Here is a 22872-nt window from a genome sequence, read left to right on the forward strand (position 1 = left end):
TTATTTTTGTTTATATTTATTTAGTTTTTTTAGCAAAACTGTCTGCAATCGGTTTTGTACTAATACCATGAATAAATACACTAAATAAAATTGTGGTCATAGCAATGGTCGCAATTTGAAATTTATTTTCTATTTGTGTATCAATAACCATTAAAGTAAAAACAATCGAAGCCAATCCTCGCGGCCCAAACCAAGCAAACGTTAAACGCTCTTTTATTTTTAATGACGTAAATTGCAGTGACAACATAACAGGAATTATTCTGATCAGTGTTGTACTAAGTAGCGCATAAATTATTATTTCAGTATTTAATTTCGGGATCACTAAATAAGCACAAACAAAACCGAATAAACACCAAATCATTAAAGAGGAAAAGTCAGCTATATGCTCTGAGTCTTCAATCAGCTCTTTGTTTATTTTGGTGCTCGCGTATTTATCAAATAAAAGCCCCGCTACAAATACGGCAATAAATCCACTGCCATGAAAATATTGCGTAAGTGAAAATACAGCCATAGCAAAACCCAATAGTAAAAACGGGCTAGTGTTTTGGGCAAAGTAATGTCGCTTCATTGCAAAGTTTAAACACGGAATAAAAACAGCAATACTTGCAAATGCAATTAATAATGCAACTCCCAACTCTCTACCAAATACACTTAACGTTTGTGTTGCAGTAATTGCAGATTCAGGATTTTTTGCGAGCAGAATAAATATTAAAAATATAGGCACACATAAGCCATCGTTTAAACCGCTTTCTGTATTAATACCTTCGCGTATTTTTTCAGGAACTTTTGTATTGCTTAATAATCCCTTACTTAACGCCGCATCGGTTGGGGTTAATATAATTGCGATAAGTGCTGCTTGAATTAATGAAAGTTCAGCAAATAAAAATAACGCGGTTACAATCCCGAGTAATAAAGTTAATGGTAAGGCAACAAATAAAAGTAAACTAGGATATTGAAAACTATGCCTTAATACTCCTAATTTTGACTTTGCTGCATCGGTAAATAAAAAGATACTGAGCGTTAATTCTATAAAGGGCAATAAAAACCGTAAGCCATTTTTAAAATTTTCACTTTCATTCGGAGCTATCAATGCTAGCAGTATCCCCCCTATAACAAAAAACATCGGCCCAGTAATTTCTGTTTTTTCTAATTGGCGTAGTGTTATAGAATAAATTAAAAATAATGCACCAATAAAAGCAATAATTAAGTATTCCATTAAATCTTCCTTTTTATTCCAGATTTTGCCCGTTCTTTAATATTTGTTTGAATATATATTTGATCGGTTGTGGCTATTTTTGCGTGACCTAAATCTTCAGATAAATGTTTTAAAGGTCGAGTTTGTGCGTCATGCGTTGCACCGGTATGTCGAAGCCAATGTGCAGTGGCCGCCTCTAATTGTTCCGCGTCATCTTTAAAGCCATCATCAAGTAATGACTGCTGAGCAATATCAAAACTTTGTTGTACTAAACGACGAATTTGTCTTACTGTCATACCACCTTGGCCACGAATTTTATGCACTAACGGGTCGGATTCGTCAACACGGGGCAGGGCAGGTAAACCACGGTATAACCGATAACGTTTTAAATACTCAAGAAAATCATCACTTAAAGTTACATCTCGTAATTTATTACCCTTACCCATTATACGTAAAAACCAAAAGCCATCGTTATCTTGCCAAAAATGAGACATAACAGGTGACCATTGTGGACGCTCTGATAATTCTGATATACGTAAATATAATCCTTTTAAACAGGCGAGGGTAAAAAGGTTTCTTTCATACTCTGGTTTTTGTTCACATAGATCACGTGTTACGCCAAATACGTATTCCCATTGAATATCGCTCAATGTATCGGGAATTTGAATCTGCGATTGCACTACTAAATAAGGGCTATTTTTTTTAACTACAGGTACAAAGTTAGCGAAGGTTTTTTCTTCTAAAATAGCGAACTTGTAAAATACATTAAGTGCAGTAAACATTGCGGATAATGTTTGCTGACTCGCAATAGATTCTTTTTGCATAAAAGGGCGCCAATTTTGGTTTAACCTACGTACTCCTTGCTCATCTTTATAGCGCCACTGCACCGAAGTTGATGCCCACTTTTTATCCGGCTCGACCATAAAATCAACATACGCCTCAATATCTTCACGCTTTAAGTCGAATACTGATTTTTCAGCTATAAGCCATGACCACAAATAAAATCGTTCTAATTCATTGCGAAAACGACTATAAGTTGCTTCTGATTTTCGGCCATAAACATATAAAAACTGGTATAAAAAATTAAGATCGGCCTTTGATTCAGTTACAGTCAAGCTGACTTGCTGTATAAAAGAGGCTAGTTCTGGATATTCTGATTGGAGTGTATTATCTTCAAGGTGAGCTATTTGATAACGTAATTGTTTTAATGTATCGACCAGAGCAACAAGCATAATAGTAAAATATATAAGAAAATAATAGACTTATAGATTAACCTTAAAGTCCGATACTGTCTAGTATTGGACATAACGAAATTTTGATATTTATGCTAAATGCAGATTTATTAACCATATACCTTATTAAAGGAAAAATCATGAAAAAATTACTTCTGTTAAGCATGTTAGTTATTAGCGTTTTATTAAAAGGTTGCGCGACTACAGGCAGTGCTTCTCCTGGAGAAAAACGTGCTTTAGTACAAAGTATGAAATCGAATACATTAACTGCTCTATACGAAAAAAAACCAGATGTTAAAACTCAAATTGCCAATTCAGCCGGTTATGCCGTTTTTGATAATGCCAATGTAAACGTTATTTTAGCCAGTTTTGGTGGTGGGTACGGTGTAGTAAAAAATAACCTAACCGGAAAATCTACCTATATGAATATGGGCGAAGCTGGTTTAGGCTTAGGTTTAGGTGTTAAAGATTTCAATATTGTGATGGTTTTTCACGATCAAGCAGCGTTAAATAGATTTATTAAACATGGTTGGGCGTTCGGTGGTAATGCCGATGCTGCTGCAAAATACCAAGATAAAGGTGGCGCTTTAGTTGCCGAAGCTATTGCTGACCAAGTTACTGTTTACTCTTTAACCGAAAGTGGCCTTGCACTGCAAGCCGTTTTAAAAGGCACTAAATTTTGGGTAGATTCTGAGCTAAACTAAGCTATCAAAACCCTATCATAAGTGGGCTAGTTTTATGGATTACGCCCACTTTAATTTAATTCATTCAATTTAACATAACGTAATTTATGGGCTATCGCTATTACGCAAATGCGTCCTCTGTTGGAGCGTTTGCTAGTCCTGCAACTAGTGTTAGCGCTACACATGCTGCACTAATCTTTTTTACAATATCAGTCCAAACTTTACTCTCTTCTTTGGTTTTTGATTTCTCAATAGCCAAATTCAATAAAGCTTCTTTTTGATCCATTCCAACTTTATTAGCCAGAAAAATACACTGATTTGCAGTTAAGTGCCTTTCACCCCTTTTAATTTGGGATAAAGAACCAGACGTAACACTATCCAAGTCAGCAACAACTTGTTTGTCCTGTGAATAACCCATGATTTCTTTGTATTTTTCAACAAGTTGATAACTAAATGACATATATATCTCCTCTCTAAATCAATTATAGCGCACAAAAATGTAAAATATATTCTTGACGTTGCACAATATTGTGCGCTACATTCTGCGCTATTGCACAAGTTTGTGCATTATATTTATAGGGAATAAGAATATGAGCCTAGAAATAATTCAAGAATTAGACCTCACATTATCAAGATATCTTTTTGATAATTTTTCTACCTCAATTTCAGACCCTGTGACTATGGTTATCTTTTCTGTCACATACCTTTTTATGGCCTTAATGGCTTTGATGGTTATAAACATAATAACCAAAGATACTTATTTAACTAATGGAGTATCTAACAAATGAAAGATTTAATCGCTTTTTTATTCTTATGGTTCTTAATTGCACTCGCCACCTTTTTGATTCCAGTCAAAAGTAATCACGACTTTGTTATTTATTTTCCAATTGCTTCATTATTAGCATCAGGTTTTTTATTGTGTTTATTTTCCTTAATTTATTTGGTGTCTAAACCATGAACTCATTATCTAACGCCCAATATGCTCAAGTTTTCCCGCTAAAAACAGCTATTAATTTAACTGCTAATTTTGATAAATTTCATTCAGATATTAGCATTCATAACTCTAATAATAAGCCCGCAACAGGTTTCTATTTTGATAGTAAAGCCTTCAGAAATCGTATTTTTAAGACCCATTCAAACTTGTCTCATATGCTAAGTACTGGGTATTTTTTAGCTGAAAAGTTTAATGGTTTAGTTGAAGCAGATAGACGATTGAAGCATGCCGATACAGCTTTAAAGCTTGGCAATCCTCTTTTTGGTTATATAAACCTATCATGTTCAGACGATGAATTATGCGAAATTGCAGAGCAAAAAGCCCGTTATTGCGAGCTGAAAATAAGTAAAAACGGCCACACTTTATCTGTATTTAATATCCTTGTTAAATACTTAAATTCCTTTGATATTCAAGAGCCTGAATTAGTTCCACCGTATTGCACACACTTTTCAGCAGATTCTTTAACAGGTATTTTAAACCGCTTTGCTGACCCAATTTTCTGGCGTCGTAAATTACGTAAAATCCAAGCGTTTACTATTGAACAACTAGCACGTGATTTAAGACTCGTACATAAAAAAGCAAGTGCTTATGTATCACAACCAACCATCCAGAACCGCCGAGAACGTAAGCGCAAATCAGCCGAAATAATGTCTGATTTATATGTTGTTCCAAACGATGCAAACCCGTTTGATGAGTTCGAAACACTTCAATCAATTATTGAACGTTCGCACACATCTGGTAAACAACAAGCTGCAGAATTAATGGTTCGTATTCGTGGTTTTGAAGAACTAGCAGACATGCATGGCCATCGAGGCGAGTTCTATACTTTGTCTGCGCCTAGTCGTTTTCATTCAGTTCACCATACAGGCCGACCAAATAATAAATATGATGGCTCAACCCCTCAGGATGCACAGGAATATTTTAATGGAATTTGGAAGCGTGCCCGCGCCCTATTCTCAAAACAAAATTTACGCCCTTATGGATTCCGTGTTGTTGAACCACATCATGACGGTTGCCCACACTGGCATATGCTTTTATTCATGGAAAAAGGCGATGCAATACAAGTTCGCGCAATCCTGAAAAAGCTTTGCACCGAAGATACACCAACCGAATTTAGAACAAGCACCACCCGTTTTAAGGCTATTACGATTAATAAAAGTAAAGGCTCTGCTGCTGGTTACATAGCTAAATATATTACTAAAGCCGTGACTGGTGACAGCATAGACAAAGTAATTTGTTCTCAAGCGGGTGAAATGAAAATACTTCCAGCCGATGCCGCAGAACGTGCATCTACTTGGGCAAGCACTTTTGATATTAGACGTTTTCAGCAAATTGGTGGCCCATCAGTCACCCTTTGGCGTGAACTTAGACGATTAGGCCAAGGTGATACTGGCAAATGTGAGGTTGCAAACGCAATGAATACAACACTAGACACAGTTTCAAAATACGCACTTGAGAAGGTACGCCAAGCTGCTGATTCATCAGATTGGAAAGCATTTTGCCTTGCTATGGGTGGCGTACAAGTTAAACGCAAAGACCAAACGTTACGCATTCACTACCAATTGCCCGATATTGTTGACCGTATTACTGGCGAGGTTAGCCGCAGTGAATCTAAATCACCCTACTTTGCCACTAAATATGGCGACCAACCAGCTAACCGAATCTTAGGCGTTGCTTGGGATGCTGTTGTAGTAATTACTCGACGCGGTACTACCCAGATACTCACTGAAAAAGATATTAAATCACAACGTAAAATCATGTGTGGTGTGTCTGAACAAATACAAGGTTGGCACGATGACGGCCGCTTATTCGCACCTAGTGATGAAGATATGCAGTTCCTTGAAGCGTGCGTTCTTGAGGATTATCAAAACATGTGCTTATTCATGGATTACGAAGCTCTGGCTGGCAACATTTCGAGCGACGAAGTCGCGAGCTTGGACTTGTGTCATTAACTGTAACTATTAATAAAACTAAACCCTATTGGAGAAATTATGAATATTGAAGGCGCTATTACAGACCTAGTAAAAGTTAATCGTACAGATGATAAAGGCGCTCCCCTGCCTACAACTGGCGAATTTAAACTTCATACAAAAAACCCAGCTCAAATTTTATCTGTAAAGGTATCTGCTGACCAATTTAACGATGGTACTTATCAGCAATTGGAGAATTTGCAATCCGATCCTAACGGCTGGGGCTTAAAGCCTGTGTTACTCAATATTGAATATTACGAAGGTGCTAACGTAGCACGTCAAATGGACTGGAAAGGCTTCCGCTTACATAGCTTACCTACTGAAAATAAACTTAAGTAAATTTCCCATAAAAAATAATAGGTATTCACGATGGAAACTCAAACATTAATTGTAATTACTTTACTAGTTCTTTCTTTTATTGGGGGATTCATCTGTGGAAACCATTAACCAAATTGACCCGTTACACGCAAAAATTATCGGGTCTGCTATCGCTTGTTGGCTTACAGGTTTTTGTACTGGCAAGCTCTATCACTTCGTGAGTGAAATATTCAAAAAAGCCTCACGTTCACACTAATGTAAAAAGGAATATTCCTATGAAAACTCAATTATCCGCAGTGACTGCGTCTAATCAAAAAACTACTAAACCGTTAATTACTATGAAATCGGTTTTCATTTCAGTTTGTGCTGTTGGTGCTGGCCTTTCTAGCACTGTTCATGCTGCTTTAGATGATGCAGCTGTAACAGCAATTCAAACCGAAGTTTTAGCCGATGTATCAAAAGCAGTTGGCGCTGGCTTTGCAGTTCTAGCCGTTGTACTTGCTTCATCTATCGGTTTCTCTCTGCTTGGCCGCTTTATTTCTAAAGGCGCTAACGGGGGCTAATACCTACCACCTAATGTGGGTTAACTTCCCTTAACCCACATATCCTATTTTTTTAAAAGGCGTCAATAATGCGATATTTAATTTTTACATTAGCGCTTATTAGCGCTTTTTTTGTTTCTGCTGATGTACTAGATAATCTTTACGATATGAATGATTTAAAGCCACCAAAAAGTGATGGTTTAGAAATATGCATTACTGCTTGGGACAATTACGAAGCTTGTGGCCGAACTAAAGTCGAAGCACAAAATGCAGCATGCGAAATTTACAAAGGTGTTGTTGGCATACCATCTAACACTGACGGTAAACGTTACACTCGCTCTCAATGTGCTAATCTCACTAATAGTGAAAGAAATGGCCCCTCCGTTCATATATATGGCAATGTAAAAAATCAATTTTGTGACGGTGGTTGGTGTGCCGAGCAAAGATTAGATACTTATTCCATTGTTTGGTCAAATCAATACGAAAGAAAAAGCTGGTATTGCCCTCCAGAAGGTTTTCCAGAACATGAAAATTCAGTCACCATAGAACCTGCACCCACTGACCCTTTAGCACCTACATTTATGTGTGCCAAATTATTAGGAGAACCAGAGCTAGACCCAGATTGCCCAGCACCAACAGACAATGACCCTTTTGTTTTTGGTAGTGGTGGCGGTCAAACATCTGTATGTTTTCCTGCACCTAATGGCCGTCAATGTGAAATCCAAACAGATGAAAATGGTGGCTATTACATACCCGCTTCTTATGGTTCTGCTGAACCCGTTTCATGTGTTCCAGATATTGATCCAAGTCCAGACCCAGACCCAACACCAGACCCTGACCCAACACCAGACCCTGACCCGACCGACCCAGAACCAGAGACAACTGAATTAGATGCAATAAATAAAATTAATGAAAATTTAGATGTTATTAACAACAATCAAAAAACTTATTCAGAATCTAACGATGAACGTTTAGATCGCATTGCTTTAGAGATACAAAATTCAAATCAAATATTGAGCGATATTAAATCAAAACCTGTTTCATCTGGCGGCTCTCAAGTTAACAATGGCGCACTTTTAGAAATTGCCGAAAACACTAAAAAAGACCTATATAACGGCGAGTGTGAGGGTGAACTTTGTGATTATGATATTCAACCTAAACTTGATGAAGAAAACGCAAAATTAAAAGAATGGATAGAAAAAGAAGAACCAGCACCATCAATATTAAACACTTATACATCTAAAATTACTTCATACGTTTCACAAAATTTTGCTGGTTTTACTGGTTCATGCAAACCTTTTATTTTAGATGTATCAATAGCTAATGTTTCAAAAACTATAAATGTTCATCAACACTGTGAACCCTATGAAACCTATTTTAAACCTTTGGTTGAATGGTTGCTTTGGACTGTTACAGCTATAGCTTTAATCAATATTTCTTCACAAGCATTTAGAGCTTTTTCATCTTTATAAGGATTAATTATTATGCCTGCATTACTAGCCATACCCGCTTTAATTTCTTCTCTTATTGCTGGTTTAAGTTCAATTATTACTTACCTATTAACCACTTTTGGCCGTAAATTATTTATAGGTGCAGCTTTTATAACTGTCTATACCGCTCTATTAGTCACTTTCGTAACAACATTAAATAGTGAATTTACAAATTTATTAATGACTTTACCAAATAACTCATATTCACTTGCTGGCCTTTCACTAGTTCCCAGTAATGCAATAACTTGCGCCACAATTGTAGTCACAGCAAAAGCAGCTCAAATGCTCTTTTATTTTTCAATCGGTATTTTACGTGTAAAACTAAAGGCTTAATATTATGTCTAAAGGAATATTTATTGAGGGTGTTAAACGCTCAGGTAAAACAAAATACGCTATCGATTTAATTAACGATTATTTAAAAAGAGGGCGCAAAGTTGCCACTAATTTAGATTTATATCTAGATAAAATGGATGTAAAAAACCCTCATGTAATCCGCTTACCTGACCATATGAGCAGCACCCATTTAAAAGACCTTGGCATGGGTTATCCAGAATTAGAGGAAAGCGATAAAAATTATGATGAATCAAAAAATGGTTTAGTTGTAATTGATGAACTTCTAACTTTCCTTAATTCTCGATCCTTTAAAGATAAAGACCGCTTACAAATTGTTAGTTGGTTTGTTCAAATGGGTAAGTACGGTTGGGATTTAGTTTTAATAGGTCAAGACTTTGAGGGTGTTGATAAACAATTACGTGACACCACAATAGACCAACTAATTAACGTTAAATCAGGTGCTAATTATTTTGGTTTTGGTTTTTTAAATAGTTTAGTTCAACGTCTATTTACAGCTTTCAAAGTTCCTAAATTTTCAGTCGCTCGATTTTATGATGGTAAAGCAAAAACACGTAAAGCCCAGGGCTATGAATTTTACATTAAGTCATGGTGTCACGACTGGTATAACACTGCTCAAAAATTTCTACCTGATGTAATGACCACCAAATCCGGCCGACTAGTTCAAATGGAATCTAGCTATTGCTTAGTTCCTACCGAACAGTTAAAAAAATGGTATTTAGTAAAGGAAAAATCACAAGAACGAAAAAACGAAGTTTTAGAAGAGAAAAAAAATAAAGACCCAATATTAAAACCTTGGCACAAAGTAGGGGGTATATTTTTAATTGCTTATTTAGCTTATTACTTATACCCAACACAAAAACCTAACGAACCTAACCTTTTACTTAATGGCCAGTCACAACCATCAGCTAAAAATCCATTAGTACAAAATCAATTACCTGACATTTTTAATGGTGTTTATATAACCTGTTCCGTAATTTCTACACGCAACAATTCAACATATTGCTTTGAAAAAGACGGTAAACCATTCTATCCATCTTCATTAAACGCTATTGTTAATGTTGTTTCTGCCTGTACTGCAAAACTTACCTATAACGGTAATGACTATAATATTAACTGCTTACCGTATCGAGTCGATTCTTACTCATCAGCTAAACCTGATAATCAATCATCTACCGATGAAATAAGCAGCTAAAAATTAGCAATGTAGCGCCAGCGCTTGCCGCGGCCGACATGCTAATTAGCTGCTTTTTAAAATCTTCACCATATACCTTTATGTCTCGCAGTATTGCACATGGCTATATGAAAAATGCTGTTTAAGACACTGATGGCTTTAGCCATGTAGACCGCACACAAATTTTAATTTAGCATTACCGTAAATCGGTCGTAACTAAGCGAAGCGCAACCCCTGCCCTTAGTTACTCGATACCGCGCTTGCGCCCCTGATAACCTATTCGGAGTTAGATAATGATTAACCATTGTGATTTTTTTAAAAGGAGTAAAAATCACAATGTTTAAATCAGAATTTCATAAACAGTTTCTTTCTTTATTTGGCTATGACTATGCAAAAGGTGCCAAAGAACTGGGCGTAAGTGAAAGGCAAGTAAGGCGCTATGTGAAATCAGGTAAAGCCAGTCTCCCAGTAGAAAAACTAACAGCTATTATTTATCGAGGTTATTTACCTCCTACTGGAGCATGGGCTGACTGTAAAATTTCTGTAGATGATCATACAATGAGTACACCTTGGGGCGAAGTTAAACCCTCTGATGTTCAGCTCGTTCATCGTTACAAGTGGTCTGCTAGAAAGTCAGAGTCTATGTACAAAACCCTTAAGGAAAATCATAAGACACAAGATTTGTATTTATCCGACTTACAAGACCAATTACTTAATATTATTGGTGAAATATCTGAAAGGACAGGAAGTTAAATGGAATTCGATTATTTAAAATTATATTTATCTCTTACTTTTGCAGGCTTATCTGTATGGGCAGCTGATGAATCCCTTGATATTTATAGGGCTCATGTTATTGAGCAAAAAGCCGAAGCCTATGCAAAACAGCTAGAGAAAGAAGCTAAATCACTTTCTATAAGAGCGCAAACTGAAGCTTTAAGACTTAAAAATGAGCGTATAAAGCAAGCAAAAAGGCAAAGCCAGATAAATGCTGCTCGTAAAACTAATAACGAAGTTTGTCGTTTTTGGACTAGTGAATATAGAGAAGTCCAATCAGATAAAAACAAAACGATGATGGACAATTCATGTGAACGAGCTAGAAAGGATTGACCATCTGTCAATATAGACAGTCACTTTAAATCACTAATATAAAAGGGCTTTTCGCCCTTTTTTTAAATATTACGTACCGTAATTTATGGGTAGTTAAGTTATTTATATCTACTACCTTTCACTTTACATTATTGAAAAGATCTTTTTCTGAGTTTATTAATAATATAATGGCTGCAGCAGTCATATTTAGCATGTACGAAACTATGTGCTCTGGTACTTTAATTATTTCTTCTCCTTGACCATGTCCACTTAGTTTATTTCTACCTGGTGGAATTCCACTTTCCAGTGTACTTCTTAATGAAGTAAATTGCTGCTGCCAAAACTGAGGTATTAAGTTATTTTTAAAACATGTATTAATTAAATGACTAGCATTCGGTGACTTCCCATATTCCCAATTGTGTTTATCACAGATTGTTTTCATTGTACTCTCAAAAGCTTTCAAACAATTATTCAATGCTTCTTTATTTTCACTATGTCGGTAATGTTCATATGCATTTAAAAACTCATCTTGTGCACCACTGAAATTTTTATCGTTCAATAATTTTAAAACAGGCTTTATTGCATTTACATGTAAGAACTCAGAATCAACCTTTATTATATTACCATCAATAAACTGGAACCCAATTCCATGTTCTTTGAATCGTAAATTTAAAAGTGAAATCGCGTCATCAGCTTCTTTTGATGGATCAGCTTTTCCCAAATAAGTATTTTCCCGTGTAATTACATCTATAAATGAAAAAGTTAATTCAATGATATCTATAATTTTTTCGTCATCGTCTAAGCTTAAAAAATAATTGCAGAGTTCTCTATAGTAATGAATCCCGTTATTTCTCTGTATATTTGGAAACAAATTAAATAAGCCGTATTCTTCACACAAAATATCATAAATACTTTTATAAGTTCCTGGAACTTGAGAACCATATTGTTCATAGTTACCTTGATTACCTAATGTGCGATCCCAAATATGAATAATTTGGACTAACAATTTATTTGGTATATTTTCGTAGCTATAAACATCATTAACTTCGCCTCTTAATTGTTTTTGTCTTTTCGAATATAATTGCATGCTCTAACTTCCTTATGACATTATTCTTATATAATTTTTCTCTACTTAAACTAATTTCTTATCAAACGCTTCGGCCAATTTCTCAGTTTCACTAAACACGGTGTTCCAATATTTAATACGCGTGTCTGCATCAAGATCAGTAAAGTCGTTTCTGTCTGGGATTTTTCCGTAAGGTAAGTTGGCTACAAATTCTTTTGATGGGGTGATCATCACTACATTGTCGTAATTTTGTGGTGACACTTTTCGTTTTAAATTTTTATCGAACCACCCTGCCTTTGGATCTGAATTAAAATGTGGATATAAAATTAAGCCAGGGTTATTAATTTTTAAATCAAAGTGGTAATCAATAATGCCGCCATCGCGGTAAATCCCTGGTGGCGAACCGGCAATATTTTTTATACCTTGCATTACAAGTGGTATAGAGCCCGATGCAAGTAAGGCATCTTTTAAATTTGTTTGTGTGAGTGCGATATTTTTGGTTTTAAAATTGTAGCTGTCGGTAATACTTAAATCACTATTGGGCGCGCCAAAAATAAAACGCTCATATTGCGAGCCTAATAATTTTCGATTAATTCTGTTAAGCATATAACTTTTTGATAAACCCAGAAGCTGTATTAATTTATGTTCGCTGGCAATAAACCCGTTAGATTTTGCGACAATAAAATGCACTTTAAAAACAGGATTATTTATAATTTCAGTAACGCCATCATCACCAAATACATCATCTAATAATGCGCGGGCTTTTAGTGTAATTTCAGCGGGTGTTGGTTTATTACTAGAATATCGGGTTTGTGAATATGATTTTGCTAACCGCTTAATGGCTGCAACTGGATCGTTTTGTGCAAAACAGGCTGAACGAAAAGCCCCTGCAGATGAGCCAATTAAATTAAGCGGTTGGGTGCGATGTTTAAAAAATTCGCCAAATATATATTTGTCTAAACCAAATAAGGTAAACCATTTAGGGCCACCACTTGCCCCTAAAAACGAGGTAAAAAGCTCGGGTTTAAAACCTTGTTCGTTTATTATTTTTGCTGCAGTTTTACCCGCATAAATGTCGATCATCTAAAAATACTACCTGTAGAGTCGCAGTTTAATGTTGTTAAAGCCAAACTTAAAAATGAATACTTATGCAAAATAAAACTTTTAAACTTTAATCTTAATCCCAAATTCCGTCTTCACATTTGCCCTGCACTTTTACGTTTTTTATCTTAAACTCAGGCTCTATGCCTTTGTCTCTTTGTGCGTGGTAGTCGTTAGTAACAGACAAAATAGTCGGTGTGAGTAGTATAATAGCGATTACGTTTACTACTGTCATTAACCCTAGAGCAATATCAGCTAAATCCCATACTTGTTTTAAGGTGGCTGATGCGCCCCACAACATCATTGATAAATAAAGCAAAGTATAAATACCGCGCCCTACTTTGTTATCGAGCTTAAATAAGTGGAGGTTACTTTCGGCGTAGGCGTAGTTAGCAACCACCGAGGTAAAAGCAAATAAAGTAATGGCAGCGGCTACAAAATACACGCCGCCTTGCGCTAAGTGTGAGGTCATAGCGCTTTGTGTTAAGCGTATGCCTTCCATTTCACCGCTTATATCTACATCGGCCAATAAAATAATAACCGCGGTACAACTACACAATACGATGGTATCGAAAAACACCCCTAACATTTGTATGTAGCCTTGCGTAGCTGGGTGGTTTGGCATTGGACTGGCACTAGCCGATGCATGCGGCACACTTCCCGCGCCAGCCTCATTAGAATATAAACCGCGTTGTATACCATTTTTAATGGCTGCACCCATGGCGCCTGCACCAGCTTCTTGCAAGCCAAACGCTGATAAAAATATATCTTTAAGCATGGCAGGTACTTGGGTGAAGTTAATCAGTGTAATTACTACAGCAACAAGCACAAACACGATGCCCATAACAGGCACTACTCGCTCGGCGAATCGGGCAATGGCTTTAAAGCCCCCCAAAATAATAGAGCCTGCTAAAAGTGTGATCACAACACCTGAGTAAAAAGTGGGTATTTCAAATGCGTAATTTAGTGCATCGGTAATGGTGTTGGTTTGCATGGCGCTAAAGGTAAAGCCGTAACCTAAAAACAAACAGGCGGCAAACACAATAGCAAATGCACGACTGCCTAAGCCTTGTTGAATATAATACGCAGGGCCACCTCTGAATTCGCCATTGCTGTCGCGAATTTTATATACCTGGCCTAAAATACTTTCTGCAAATCCGGTTGCCATACCCAGTATAGCAATGACCCACATCCAAAATATGGCGCCGCTACCACCGAGTGATATAGCCACAGCCACACCGGCTAAATTACCTGTGCCTACTCGAGCACACAGCCCAGTACAGAGCGCTTGAAATGATGAAATATCGTTTTTATTACGCTTACTACTGCCTTTTAGCAGGCTAAACATGTGCTTAAATTTAACTAATTGAATTGCTTTTAAGCGTACTGAAAACCATATTCCGGTAAATAGGAGAATGTAAATAAGTACTTGCCCTTCGCCCCATAAAAGGCCATTGACACTTTTTACTACTGTTTCAAACATCACCCGTCCTTTATTTGTTATTTTTATATCCGCTTGCTTCTACATTTATATCTTTAGGTGTTTAAAACAATAAATGCACCGCACGTCACGTGAATTTTATTTCAGTTATTGTGAATATAAAATCACACTCATACCTTATCGTTTTTTATAAAAAAATCAATAATATATTTGTAGCTTCAGACGACGCAGCACTAAGCCTTGCGTTAAAATTATACGGCCTCTTATATTTCCAAGATAAGAATAGTACGCTTTGTTAAATTTTGTGCAGGGTAAGTCGACTCACAGTGAGTTTATGAACTGAGATTGTTGGTTGAGTTATGATGCTAGACTGGTTTTATTATTAATATGATGCGTTACAGTGTGTGGTAATTACGCTAGCTTGAGTTGTTTTAGTTTGATCAGTATTTTTTATTAACCCATTAAAATTACAGGCTAAGTTTAACGTCAAAGCAATATACAGTAGGTGCATATTGCTTTGCATGCGGCTTGTTAATTAGCGCTATAAACGCCCTAGAGGCTTGCTTACATTGCGTATTGCGGCTCACTGAAACGGTTTAACTCTGTATGATAGTTTTTTAAATAATCACGACCCGCTTTCAAGCCTAATTTATGATCAAATCGGAGGTCATCATTAGAGCTGCCTAACAATTTGCTATGTAGCTTTTCGTTAGCAAAAATTTGAATAATTTCAGCATCATCTGGGGGATTAGCAATAAATTCAAGCTCGTCTAAGTACGCTTGTTCATGTTGTAACAAATAGTCGAGAGTTTTTGGGCAGTAGCCTGATGCACATGCAAATGTTCTTAGCTTTTGAACCCATGCAGTTTGCGCTTGAAAATTCTCATCAACGGTTCTTATTACCACGATTTTTCGTGCGCCACGGTTATAAGCTTCGCGTACAGGCAATGGCGCAGCCAAGCCGCCATCTAAATAAAAATCTTCATTCGATTGCTCTGCAGCTAAATGTGCTTCGTTTGCCGCTTTTGAGCCTAACCAAGGAGTAAGTTGAACACCTTGTTTATACAAAAAAGGTAAAGCACTTGACGCTTTTAATAGTTCTCGCCAGTGTTTACCATCGCCAGTAGGAGTTAAATAATACGGTTTACGATCACGTGCATTGGTTGCAGTGATCAGCAGCTCTCTATCACCAAGGCTATTTTTTGCTGTTTTAAAGTCTAATGCTCTATTAACCTCAGTGGTTTTTTCGAAATACCAGTCTAAGTCAACAATGTGTTTACCCATTAGGCCGCGACCTAACTGAAAAAAGCGTTTATGACGAGAAAGCCCTCTAATCAAGCGTTTAGCGTAGCCTTTTTGACGCGCTAAATAACTGGTTAAATTTTGCGAGCCAGCAGACGTGCCTATAAATAAATCAAACGGGTCGTAGTTTTGCTCTAACCACGCGTCAAGTACACCAGCTGTAAATATCCCTCGCTGCCCTCCACCTTCAGCAATCAATGCAGTTTTAGGGTGCATAGGCTTATTGAATGTGTGTGGAGCAACATTTATTTGAGATTTCACGGTGTACCTCTTAGTTGTTAACTTAACGGAATATGGTTTTATTTTAACGTGCTTGATTAAATCCTTAAAACAGATTAATTGAATCAGTTCGATTGAAAATATAAATCATTTATTTGTACTCAATTTTTATTCGATTCTCTATTTGGTTATTAGTGTAACTATGGTTGCGTGTACGCTTGCTTAATAAACAGCTTAGTTCTTTATTTCCATTAGTATTTTTAACGCACGATGACGTTTTTCATCGTCATATAAATCGTTGGTGAATATAAGCTCATCGACCTCTAATTGGTTCACGATCATTTCTAATTTGTGTTTAATACTCGCTGGCCCACCAGTAACACTTAATCCTAAAAAGCTCTCAACATGAGTACGCTCTTGTTCGCTCCACAAGCCTTCCATTGTTTCAACTGGGGGCTTTAACCACAACTCGTCGCCTCTAATTAATGATAGCACTCGCTGTTTTGAAGTGGTTGATAAGTATTGTGCTTCTTCATCTGTATCGGCAGCCACTAAAGGTAATGCCAACATTACATAAGGCTTAGCTAATACATTTGATGGTTTAAATTCTCGTTTATATAAGGCTATTGCATCATGTACAAAACGCGGTGCAAAGTGCCCCGCAAATACATAGGGTAATCCTTTTTGCGCTGCTAACTGGGCACTAAATAAACTTGAGCCTAAAAGCCAAATAGGCACATTAGTGTTTTCACCGGGTATTGCTCGCACACGCTTAGCTCCCTCGTATGGGCCTAATAGTGTTTGTAACTCGCTCACTTCATTAGGAAAGTTTTCAGCGCGGCTAATGTCGTTATTTAAGGCGCGACTGGTCACCGGATCGCTACCTGGGGCACGCCCTAGCCCTAAATCAATTCGACCAGGATACAAACTCTCTAAGGTGCCAAATTGCTCAGCCACAACTAAAGGCGCATGATTAGGTAACATAATTCCACCCGACCCTACGCGTATTTTTTTAGTGTTGCCGGCTATGTGCCCTACTAAAATTGAAGTGGCGGCACAAACAATCCCAGGCATATTATGATGCTCGGCTAACCAAAAACGGTTAAAACCTAATTGGTCTGCTTTTTGTGCGTAGGCTGTACTTTTGTTTAAGGTGTCACTAACCGTGGCCCCTTTTTGCATAGGCGCCAGTTCAAGTAATGAAAAAGGGATAGTTGATAACAAAGTAGCATCTCCAAATTAAATAGCGATTTATGACGTGCTAGCCATAAATAATAAATCTAAAGTAAGAGATGGGTGTACATTACACCAATTCAAGGCAGCTTATCTTGAAACGCTAAGGTGTTGCGATTGAGTGATAACAAAGTTAGCTATTTTTAGCTGCAGCTTGTTGGCGGTTTAGTTTATAGGCTTCTGAATCAAGGCCTTTTTTCCAATAACCCGATGAAACAATTTGACTGCGAGGTATAGCTAATTCATCAGTTAATACGGTTTTTGCTTTGCGTACTAATCCGGCCTCTAGTGCCATAAATACAATAGGTTGTTGCTCACTAAGCGGCATCGATTTTAATGCGTTTATCACATCTGTATCTGGTTTATGTGTTATTAACCAAGTTACATCTCGCGGCGACTCTAAGCTGATCACATCATCTTTTGTTGGTGCATGAATAATCGCGTCAATTTTTGCGTTTTTAGGCAGTTGCTGCATGTAGCCTTTAATTGCATTAACCGAAGTTAAATCGCCAAGTAGTATGTAATGTGAGTGTTCATAATTATCAAGCTTTTTAGGGCCTGGTCCTGCTATACCTACCTCATCGCCTACTTTTGCTTTTTTAGCCCAATTAGTTGCCGGACCTTGGTGCATATTAATTACAAAATCGAGGGTAAGTGCGCCGGTGTGCTCATCAACATGCCTTATAGTGTATGAACGCATACATGAAGTTTTAATATTATAATCAACGCGGCCATTTTGCGGAATAAGTACCTTTACGTAGTTACCAATATATTGAGCGCTCAAGTCGTTAAACTCATCGGAGCCAACAATAATACGTTGTAAATGTGGGGTTACTTGCTCTGTGCTTAATACTGTTGCTTTGCGTACTTTTTTACCCATATAAATTTACCTCATTAAAAAAGATGAATTGCACAACGCCCCATTGGTTGATAAAATCAACTATATCAATTTAATTGACTTTGTCAACCATTATGGATTCCCTATGCATATCTCATTAGCCAATACATTATTTGCTTTAATGCAAAATTATCGCGTTACCATACGCGAAGCGATTAATGCGGGCGAGCTTGGCTTAAACGCAATGCACGTACGTTGCTTTCATATTATTGCAACAACAACTCAGTGCACTGCTAACGATATTGTTAATCAGACCCAGCGCGACAAGGCCCAAATAGCACGCTTAGTGAAAGAGCTAATCGCATTAAAGTTAATTAACAAAGATGCCAGTGAGCACGACAAGCGCTGTTTTATCTTGTCATTTACCTCTGAAGGTCGCTCGCTTTATGACAAGCTATTAGCCGCCGAGCAGCAAGTAAATGCGCAAATGTGTAAAAACTTAAACCCACAGCAAATCAATGACTTTTTACATACTGCCCAACAAATAATCAAAAACATGGATTGATCTACCATTCATTACTTGGCATAACTGATACAAAACGCATATACTGTACACTTATACAGTATATGCGTTTTAGGTTGTGTTATGTTTGTTATTCCCATTTATATAGAGGCCGGTGTTTGCGGGTTTGAATCGCCTGCAGCGCAGTATAGTGAGTTAGGGATATCACTTGACGAGCTATTAATAAAACACCCAGATGCTACATTTATTGGCGTTGCCTCAGGATGTTCTATGCAAGAAATTGGTATTTTTGAGGGGGACTTACTATTAGTTGACCGTGCAGAAATTCCTAAAGATGGCGATGTTATTGTGGCGAACTTAAATGGTTTATTTGTATGTAAGTTGCTAGATAAAACCAATGCGCGACTGCTCTCGGCTTCTGCTGCTTATAAACCCGTGCAATTAACCGAGTCTGATGAATTTCAGCTTGAAGGCGTGGTAACTCGCTCAATTAGATTACATCGGCAAAGCCCTGAGATACTTTCATGTATGCCTTAGTTGATGCGGTTGCTTTTTATGCCAGTGCTGAAAAGGTATTTGACCCCGCAATTCGTTCAAAACCAGTTGTGGTGCTTACCAATAACGATGGCTGCGTATGTGCGGTATGCCCTATTGCCCGTAAGCTTAATATTCCTAAATTTGGCCCCTATTTTAAAGTAAAGCAATTACTAGCAAAACATCAGGTCGTAGTGCGCTCATCTAACTACGAACTATACGCTAATTTAAGCGATAGAATGATGAACGTTATTGCTCGCTTTTGTGATACCCAGCATATTTACAGTATTGACGAATCGTTTTTGCACTTTAAAGGCTATCAGCCATTAATTACCGATTGGCACCACTACGGTCAGCTAATTAGACGTACGGTATGGCGCGAAACCAAACTCCCTGTTGGGGTTGGTTTTGGGCCAACACCAACCTTAGCCAAAGCCGCGAATCATGCTGCTAAAAAGCTAACTGGCTTTAATGGGGTTGCCGTGATTGATGATGAAGCAAGCCGACAAGCTATTTTACAGCAAATGCACTGCCAGGATGTATGGGGAGTGGGCAAACGTTTAGCTAAAAAACTGGCGCTAATGAATATTAATACCGCATGGCAACTAGCTCAGCAAAGTCCAAAAACAATTCGTCGCCAATTTAGCGTGGTGCTTGAGCGCACAATTAACGAACTCAATGGCATTACCTGTTTAAACTGGGATGATGTTCGCCAAGACAAGCAAGCTATTTTTTCAACGCGTAGTTTTGGCCAGCGCCTTAACGATCCTGATGCAGTGAGAACCGCATTAATAAACCATGCCAGCGTGGTTGCACAAAAATTAAGAGCGCAACAGTCGCTCACTCATCGTATTTATATTTTTGCCGCCAGCTCGTCACATGAGCAAGCCTTTTATAAAAAGTCAGCTATGCATCAATTTGATCCGCCCACTAACGATACCCGTGTTATAGCAAGTGCAGTATCAAAGAGTTTTGAGCAGATATATCAGCCGGGTATTCGTTTTTATAAATGCGGAGTGGGTGCATTAGAGCTTAGCCCACAGCAGTTTCAACAACATACTTTATTTGAGAAACAAACCGATAACCCGCAGTTAATGGGCTGCTTAGATGCGATAAATCATCGCTTTGGGAAAGGAATGCTTAGCGTAGCAAGCAGCCAACTAAATGAGCGCTGGCATATGAATAGAGCTTTTTTATCGCCGCAATACACAACACGTTGGCGCGATATTCCTAAAATACAGTGTTAGTCAGCAACTTTAATAAATTCGCATTCTACACTTGGGTTATCTAAGGTGTATTTAAGGGTGTTATCGGTTAAAAAAGTAATAGTTTGTTTAATGGTTCTTTCGTGAATTGGATTATCACATCGGCTCATACGTAAACCATTTTCGAGGCCATTAGTTTTGTATTTAATTGAGCTGGTAATAAAACAATAATTAGGCTTTTGAATAGTACGAGTGCCATTGTGTAATGAGTTAAACAAAATCTCTTTACCTAAGCTAAAACCTTGCTCAGGATCTTCAGGGTTATTAAATTGCAATCGACTATTAGTGCATAAACCCGAGTTACTTGAGGTAACTTCGTAATTACCTAGCTTAGTTTTTAATAGTGGAATAAAGCGAGTTTTATTACTTGGGCCTGCCACTGCATAACAGCTAAAAAGGCTTATGGTAAGTAAAACCAGTGTGAAACATTTCATTATAAGCTCTATCCTCGTGTATCAACCATGATCAAGCAATGTGACAATGCCTTAGCTATTTCTAACTATAACAGAGATTTACTATAAAAGATGCGAAGTCGTATTACTATGAGCAGCTGCGCAAAAACTAAATTAAAATACGTAGCTAACAACAAATAAGATTAAACTAGACGTAAGCTTTATTACATAAAGGGGGAAGAAAATGCATTACTTGTGATTAACCTGAACTCTGGTTAAGAGATTTACTAACATGTTGAATCAAAAAATATTTTTACCTACTTTTCTCTAGCTAGAAATTTTTAGTGAAAACAAGGCGAAATTACGCGTCAATAGCTAGCCTATTGCAAGTAAATTCAACGCAGTTAGCGCTGAAAATAGCTGCTTGAGATGGATTAATTATCCGCAGTTCAGGTTAATTAAGTAATGCATTAATAACAAGCTGAGTTATTGCCAATACTTAGCAAATAATTGCGGGTAATTTTGTTTTAAAAACTTAGGTTTGTCTTTAAAGCGCTTACCTTTAGGTTGGTCAAGTCCTGATGGGATAAAGGGTAACTCATCGTCGTTACGTTCTTCATATAACAAACCTGCAATTAGGTCATACTCATCTAAATACGGATAAGGTTGCTCGTTTAAAAAATAAAGCGGCGTGCACTGAGCGAGGCTATCTGGGTTTTCTAGTGCAGCTTTAAATGCGGCTTCACCACGAGAAATTAACCAACAACGAAATTCTGAAAAACCATATTCATCATTACAGCCCGCCATAACAAACGCGGCACCAAATAAATCCCAGGTATAACTTTGACGCATACAAATACTAAACTGCTTATCAAATTCAATTAATTGCTCATCTGATAAGTCACTCAGTGCCGACTTAAGCGATTGGCACACTGAGTCAGGCTCTGCGGTTTTATCTTCCACTGTAACCAGTCGCCAAAAATCAATTAAGGTTAACTCACTCATGCAATGATCTCTTTTACCCGACCCACTTGGCCGTCTTCTAATTGTACTTTTATTCCGTGCGGGTGATTAGGTGACTTGGTCAATAAACGCGACACAATACCATTGGTTAAAGTACCACTGCGTTGATCTTGTTTAAGCACAATATTAACCTCTGTGCCTGGCGTTATTTGCGAGCGTGTTGGAACGGCCATATTTAATCTCTATTACAATTTTTTGCGATTATAGCCTGCTTAATAGAATCTCTCCATATTAAAGCTTTTACTAAGACCATAAATGCCAAATACAGCTTAAAATGAGGGATAATTAAACAAAAACACAGTACCTATTTTTACTGCTTAAGAAATGAAATAGCATTGTTTTTAATATGAATATTTAAACTAGCTAATGCATTACAAATAAGCTGCACAATGTAATCTAGCTGATTATTTTGTTTAGCCTGCTCTAGTGCAATATCATCAATAAAATAACAACTTACAGTAAACTTAGAAGGTAAATTGTTTAAATCAACCGAGTGAGTAAGAAAGCTAAAGCTCTCAACGTTATCTTTTATTTGCTCGCAAGCAATTGTTAATTGTTGACGAATACGTTTATCTAGCTGCTTTTGGGTTTTGGTCATGGTTTATTACTGCTCGGCGATTTGTTGTTTTTTAAATTCTTTGTAGCTGTCTTGTTGTTGTTTAACACATTCATGGTATTCCTTGTCAGCCATATGACTGCACTCACCTAATCGGGCTGATTGAATTTCATGATAGCGGCTATCGCTGCTACACCCTGCTAACACTACGATTACAGATAACGAAAGTAGATACTTTAAGTTATTATTTAACATTCAAAATTCCTTATATTTTCACCGGAAAACTACTAATTTTCGTTACTTTTGCTGTATATTGCACTGGTTTTATATTTATAACCGTTAAG

General features: G+C 37.2%; 26 protein-coding genes. 12 read left to right on the forward strand and 14 right to left on the reverse strand.

Annotated features, from left to right (window positions below; all coding sequences use genetic code 11):
* Window positions 1-16 precede the first annotated feature (16 nt).
* Together CWB75_RS09865 and CWB75_RS09870 are read right to left on the reverse strand one after the other, a co-directional pair.
* Window positions 17-1216, reverse strand: coding sequence for a cation:proton antiporter (locus tag CWB75_RS09865; RefSeq protein WP_138570538.1), 1200 nt, complete (start codon window positions 1214-1216; stop codon window positions 17-19).
* Window positions 1216-2427, reverse strand: coding sequence for a tyrosine-type recombinase/integrase (locus CWB75_RS09870; protein WP_008108719.1), 1212 nt, complete (start codon window positions 2425-2427; stop codon window positions 1216-1218). The genes CWB75_RS09865 and CWB75_RS09870 overlap by 1 nt, the downstream gene beginning before the upstream one ends.
* Before the next feature lie 140 nt (window positions 2428-2567).
* On the opposite strand from CWB75_RS09870, the gene CWB75_RS09875 reads away from it, so the two are divergent.
* Window positions 2568-3131, forward strand: a complete 564-nt coding sequence (locus tag CWB75_RS09875; RefSeq protein WP_138570539.1) for a lipid-binding SYLF domain-containing protein — start codon at window positions 2568-2570, stop codon at window positions 3129-3131.
* 100 nt (window positions 3132-3231) lie between these two features.
* Here CWB75_RS09875 and CWB75_RS09880 read toward each other — a convergent pair whose 3' ends face one another.
* Window positions 3232-3570 (reverse strand): DUF3693 domain-containing protein, encoded by a 339-nt coding sequence (locus tag CWB75_RS09880; RefSeq protein ID WP_138570540.1) that lies wholly within the window; start codon window positions 3568-3570, stop codon window positions 3232-3234.
* Window positions 3571-4064: 494 nt separating this feature from the next.
* Here CWB75_RS09880 and CWB75_RS09885 point away from each other — a divergent pair, with 494 nt between their 5' ends.
* From CWB75_RS09885 to CWB75_RS09920, 8 genes are all read left to right on the forward strand, one after another.
* Window positions 4065-6056, forward strand: coding sequence for a replication endonuclease (locus tag CWB75_RS09885; protein WP_138570541.1), 1992 nt, complete (start codon window positions 4065-4067; stop codon window positions 6054-6056).
* Window positions 6057-6095: 39 nt separating this feature from the next.
* Window positions 6096-6413, forward strand: coding sequence for a hypothetical protein (locus tag CWB75_RS09890; RefSeq protein ID WP_249362322.1), 318 nt, complete (start codon window positions 6096-6098; stop codon window positions 6411-6413).
* Window positions 6414-6667: 254 nt separating this feature from the next.
* Window positions 6668-6955: a hypothetical protein gene (locus CWB75_RS09895; RefSeq protein ID WP_138570543.1), complete on the forward strand. Its 288-nt coding sequence runs from the start codon at window positions 6668-6670 to the stop codon at window positions 6953-6955.
* 68 nt (window positions 6956-7023) lie between these two features.
* Entirely contained in the window at window positions 7024-8406 is a 1383-nt protein-coding gene (locus tag CWB75_RS09900; protein ID WP_138570544.1) for a hypothetical protein, read from the forward strand.
* A gap of 12 nt (window positions 8407-8418) precedes the next feature.
* A complete protein-coding gene (locus CWB75_RS09905; RefSeq protein WP_138570545.1) occupies window positions 8419-8757 on the forward strand; it encodes a DUF5455 family protein in 339 nt (112 codons plus the stop codon).
* Window positions 8758-8761: 4 nt separating this feature from the next.
* The gene (locus tag CWB75_RS09910; RefSeq protein WP_138570546.1) at window positions 8762-9970 is read left to right on the forward strand and encodes a zonular occludens toxin domain-containing protein; all 1209 of its coding nucleotides are present in this window, start codon (window positions 8762-8764) and stop codon (window positions 9968-9970) included.
* 315 nt (window positions 9971-10285) lie between these two features.
* Window positions 10286-10702 carry a hypothetical protein gene (locus tag CWB75_RS09915; protein WP_138570547.1) on the forward strand — a complete coding sequence of 139 codons (417 nt, stop codon included), beginning with the start codon at window positions 10286-10288 and terminating at the stop codon, window positions 10700-10702.
* Entirely contained in the window at window positions 10703-11056 is a 354-nt protein-coding gene (locus tag CWB75_RS09920; protein ID WP_138570548.1) for a hypothetical protein, read from the forward strand.
* 118 nt (window positions 11057-11174) lie between these two features.
* On the opposite strand, the gene CWB75_RS09925 is transcribed toward CWB75_RS09920, so the two are convergent.
* From CWB75_RS09925 to CWB75_RS09950, 6 genes are all read right to left on the reverse strand, one after another.
* Entirely contained in the window at window positions 11175-12122 is a 948-nt protein-coding gene (locus tag CWB75_RS09925; protein ID WP_138570549.1) for an abortive infection family protein, read from the reverse strand.
* A gap of 45 nt (window positions 12123-12167) precedes the next feature.
* Complete coding sequence (locus CWB75_RS09930; RefSeq protein WP_138570550.1) at window positions 12168-13184, reverse strand: patatin-like phospholipase family protein; 1017 nt, start codon at window positions 13182-13184, stop codon at window positions 12168-12170.
* A 94-nt stretch (window positions 13185-13278) separates the two neighbouring features.
* The gene (locus CWB75_RS09935; RefSeq protein WP_138570551.1) at window positions 13279-14685 is read right to left on the reverse strand and encodes an alanine/glycine:cation symporter family protein; all 1407 of its coding nucleotides are present in this window, start codon (window positions 14683-14685) and stop codon (window positions 13279-13281) included.
* 522 nt (window positions 14686-15207) lie between these two features.
* Window positions 15208-16161, reverse strand: coding sequence for a patatin-like phospholipase family protein (locus CWB75_RS09940; protein WP_171039113.1), 954 nt, complete (start codon window positions 16159-16161; stop codon window positions 15208-15210).
* A 237-nt stretch (window positions 16162-16398) separates the two neighbouring features.
* Window positions 16399-17388, reverse strand: a complete 990-nt coding sequence (locus CWB75_RS09945; protein WP_138570553.1) for an LLM class flavin-dependent oxidoreductase — start codon at window positions 17386-17388, stop codon at window positions 16399-16401.
* 142 nt (window positions 17389-17530) lie between these two features.
* On the reverse strand, window positions 17531-18277 hold the full coding sequence (locus CWB75_RS09950; RefSeq protein WP_138570554.1) for a siderophore-interacting protein: 747 nt from the start codon (window positions 18275-18277) through the stop codon (window positions 17531-17533).
* A gap of 103 nt (window positions 18278-18380) precedes the next feature.
* Between CWB75_RS09950 and CWB75_RS09955 the strand changes: the two genes are divergently transcribed.
* From CWB75_RS09955 to CWB75_RS09965, 3 genes are all read left to right on the forward strand, one after another.
* Entirely contained in the window at window positions 18381-18800 is a 420-nt protein-coding gene (locus tag CWB75_RS09955; RefSeq protein ID WP_138570555.1) for a MarR family winged helix-turn-helix transcriptional regulator, read from the forward strand.
* 81 nt (window positions 18801-18881) lie between these two features.
* Entirely contained in the window at window positions 18882-19295 is a 414-nt protein-coding gene (gene umuD / locus CWB75_RS09960) for a translesion error-prone DNA polymerase V autoproteolytic subunit (RefSeq protein ID WP_010388819.1), read from the forward strand.
* The gene (locus CWB75_RS09965) at window positions 19283-20539 is read left to right on the forward strand and encodes a Y-family DNA polymerase (RefSeq protein ID WP_138570556.1); all 1257 of its coding nucleotides are present in this window, start codon (window positions 19283-19285) and stop codon (window positions 20537-20539) included. Before umuD ends, CWB75_RS09965 begins: the two co-directional genes overlap by 13 nt.
* On the opposite strand, the gene CWB75_RS09970 is transcribed toward CWB75_RS09965, so the two are convergent.
* The 5 genes from CWB75_RS09970 to CWB75_RS09990 all read right to left on the reverse strand — a co-directional run bounded on the left by CWB75_RS09970 (window position 20536) and on the right by CWB75_RS09990 (window position 22783).
* On the reverse strand, window positions 20536-20991 hold the full coding sequence (locus tag CWB75_RS09970; protein ID WP_055012704.1) for a hypothetical protein: 456 nt from the start codon (window positions 20989-20991) through the stop codon (window positions 20536-20538). The genes CWB75_RS09965 and CWB75_RS09970 overlap by 4 nt on opposite strands.
* 444 nt (window positions 20992-21435) lie before the next feature.
* Complete coding sequence (locus tag CWB75_RS09975; RefSeq protein WP_138570557.1) at window positions 21436-21954, reverse strand: DUF4240 domain-containing protein; 519 nt, start codon at window positions 21952-21954, stop codon at window positions 21436-21438.
* The gene (locus CWB75_RS09980) at window positions 21951-22145 is read right to left on the reverse strand and encodes a YwbE family protein (protein WP_008468098.1); all 195 of its coding nucleotides are present in this window, start codon (window positions 22143-22145) and stop codon (window positions 21951-21953) included. The genes CWB75_RS09975 and CWB75_RS09980 overlap by 4 nt, the downstream gene beginning before the upstream one ends.
* A 137-nt stretch (window positions 22146-22282) precedes the next feature.
* Complete coding sequence (locus CWB75_RS09985; RefSeq protein ID WP_138570558.1) at window positions 22283-22570, reverse strand: hypothetical protein; 288 nt, start codon at window positions 22568-22570, stop codon at window positions 22283-22285.
* Between the two features lie 6 nt (window positions 22571-22576).
* Window positions 22577-22783, reverse strand: coding sequence for a hypothetical protein (locus CWB75_RS09990; protein ID WP_010388825.1), 207 nt, complete (start codon window positions 22781-22783; stop codon window positions 22577-22579).
* Window positions 22784-22872 lie beyond the last annotated feature (89 nt).

Origin of the sequence: Pseudoalteromonas sp. S1608, from assembly GCF_005887265.1 — a bacterium.
Taxonomy (GTDB): domain Bacteria; phylum Pseudomonadota; class Gammaproteobacteria; order Enterobacterales; family Alteromonadaceae; genus Pseudoalteromonas; species Pseudoalteromonas undina.

Coding starts and splice junctions, on each gene's coding strand:
- CWB75_RS09930 (WP_138570550.1), bottom strand. CDS start 13,184: ATGATCGACATTTATGCGGGTAAAACTGCAGCAAAAATAATAAACGAA.
- CWB75_RS09870 (WP_008108719.1), bottom strand. CDS start 2,427: ATGCTTGTTGCTCTGGTCGATACATTAAAACAATTACGTTATCAAATA.
- CWB75_RS09875 (WP_138570539.1), top strand. CDS start 2,568: ATGAAAAAATTACTTCTGTTAAGCATGTTAGTTATTAGCGTTTTATTA.
- CWB75_RS09985 (WP_138570558.1), bottom strand. CDS start 22,570: ATGACCAAAACCCAAAAGCAGCTAGATAAACGTATTCGTCAACAATTA.
- umuD (WP_010388819.1), top strand. CDS start 18,882: ATGTTTGTTATTCCCATTTATATAGAGGCCGGTGTTTGCGGGTTTGAA.
- CWB75_RS09885 (WP_138570541.1), top strand. CDS start 4,065: ATGAACTCATTATCTAACGCCCAATATGCTCAAGTTTTCCCGCTAAAA.
- CWB75_RS09925 (WP_138570549.1), bottom strand. CDS start 12,122: ATGCAATTATATTCGAAAAGACAAAAACAATTAAGAGGCGAAGTTAAT.
- CWB75_RS09980 (WP_008468098.1), bottom strand. CDS start 22,145: ATGGCCGTTCCAACACGCTCGCAAATAACGCCAGGCACAGAGGTTAAT.
- CWB75_RS09865 (WP_138570538.1), bottom strand. CDS start 1,216: ATGGAATACTTAATTATTGCTTTTATTGGTGCATTATTTTTAATTTAT.
- CWB75_RS09990 (WP_010388825.1), bottom strand. CDS start 22,783: ATGTTAAATAATAACTTAAAGTATCTACTTTCGTTATCTGTAATCGTA.
- CWB75_RS09895 (WP_138570543.1), top strand. CDS start 6,668: ATGAAAACTCAATTATCCGCAGTGACTGCGTCTAATCAAAAAACTACT.
- CWB75_RS09935 (WP_138570551.1), bottom strand. CDS start 14,685: ATGTTTGAAACAGTAGTAAAAAGTGTCAATGGCCTTTTATGGGGCGAA.
- CWB75_RS09905 (WP_138570545.1), top strand. CDS start 8,419: ATGCCTGCATTACTAGCCATACCCGCTTTAATTTCTTCTCTTATTGCT.
- CWB75_RS09950 (WP_138570554.1), bottom strand. CDS start 18,277: ATGGGTAAAAAAGTACGCAAAGCAACAGTATTAAGCACAGAGCAAGTA.
- CWB75_RS09890 (WP_249362322.1), top strand. CDS start 6,096: ATGAATATTGAAGGCGCTATTACAGACCTAGTAAAAGTTAATCGTACA.
- CWB75_RS09915 (WP_138570547.1), top strand. CDS start 10,286: ATGTTTAAATCAGAATTTCATAAACAGTTTCTTTCTTTATTTGGCTAT.
- CWB75_RS09955 (WP_138570555.1), top strand. CDS start 18,381: ATGCATATCTCATTAGCCAATACATTATTTGCTTTAATGCAAAATTAT.
- CWB75_RS09965 (WP_138570556.1), top strand. CDS start 19,283: ATGTATGCCTTAGTTGATGCGGTTGCTTTTTATGCCAGTGCTGAAAAG.
- CWB75_RS09880 (WP_138570540.1), bottom strand. CDS start 3,570: ATGTCATTTAGTTATCAACTTGTTGAAAAATACAAAGAAATCATGGGT.
- CWB75_RS09940 (WP_171039113.1), bottom strand. CDS start 16,161: ATGCACCCTAAAACTGCATTGATTGCTGAAGGTGGAGGGCAGCGAGGG.
- CWB75_RS09910 (WP_138570546.1), top strand. CDS start 8,762: ATGTCTAAAGGAATATTTATTGAGGGTGTTAAACGCTCAGGTAAAACA.
- CWB75_RS09970 (WP_055012704.1), bottom strand. CDS start 20,991: ATGAAATGTTTCACACTGGTTTTACTTACCATAAGCCTTTTTAGCTGT.
- CWB75_RS09900 (WP_138570544.1), top strand. CDS start 7,024: ATGCGATATTTAATTTTTACATTAGCGCTTATTAGCGCTTTTTTTGTT.
- CWB75_RS09920 (WP_138570548.1), top strand. CDS start 10,703: ATGGAATTCGATTATTTAAAATTATATTTATCTCTTACTTTTGCAGGC.
- CWB75_RS09975 (WP_138570557.1), bottom strand. CDS start 21,954: ATGAGTGAGTTAACCTTAATTGATTTTTGGCGACTGGTTACAGTGGAA.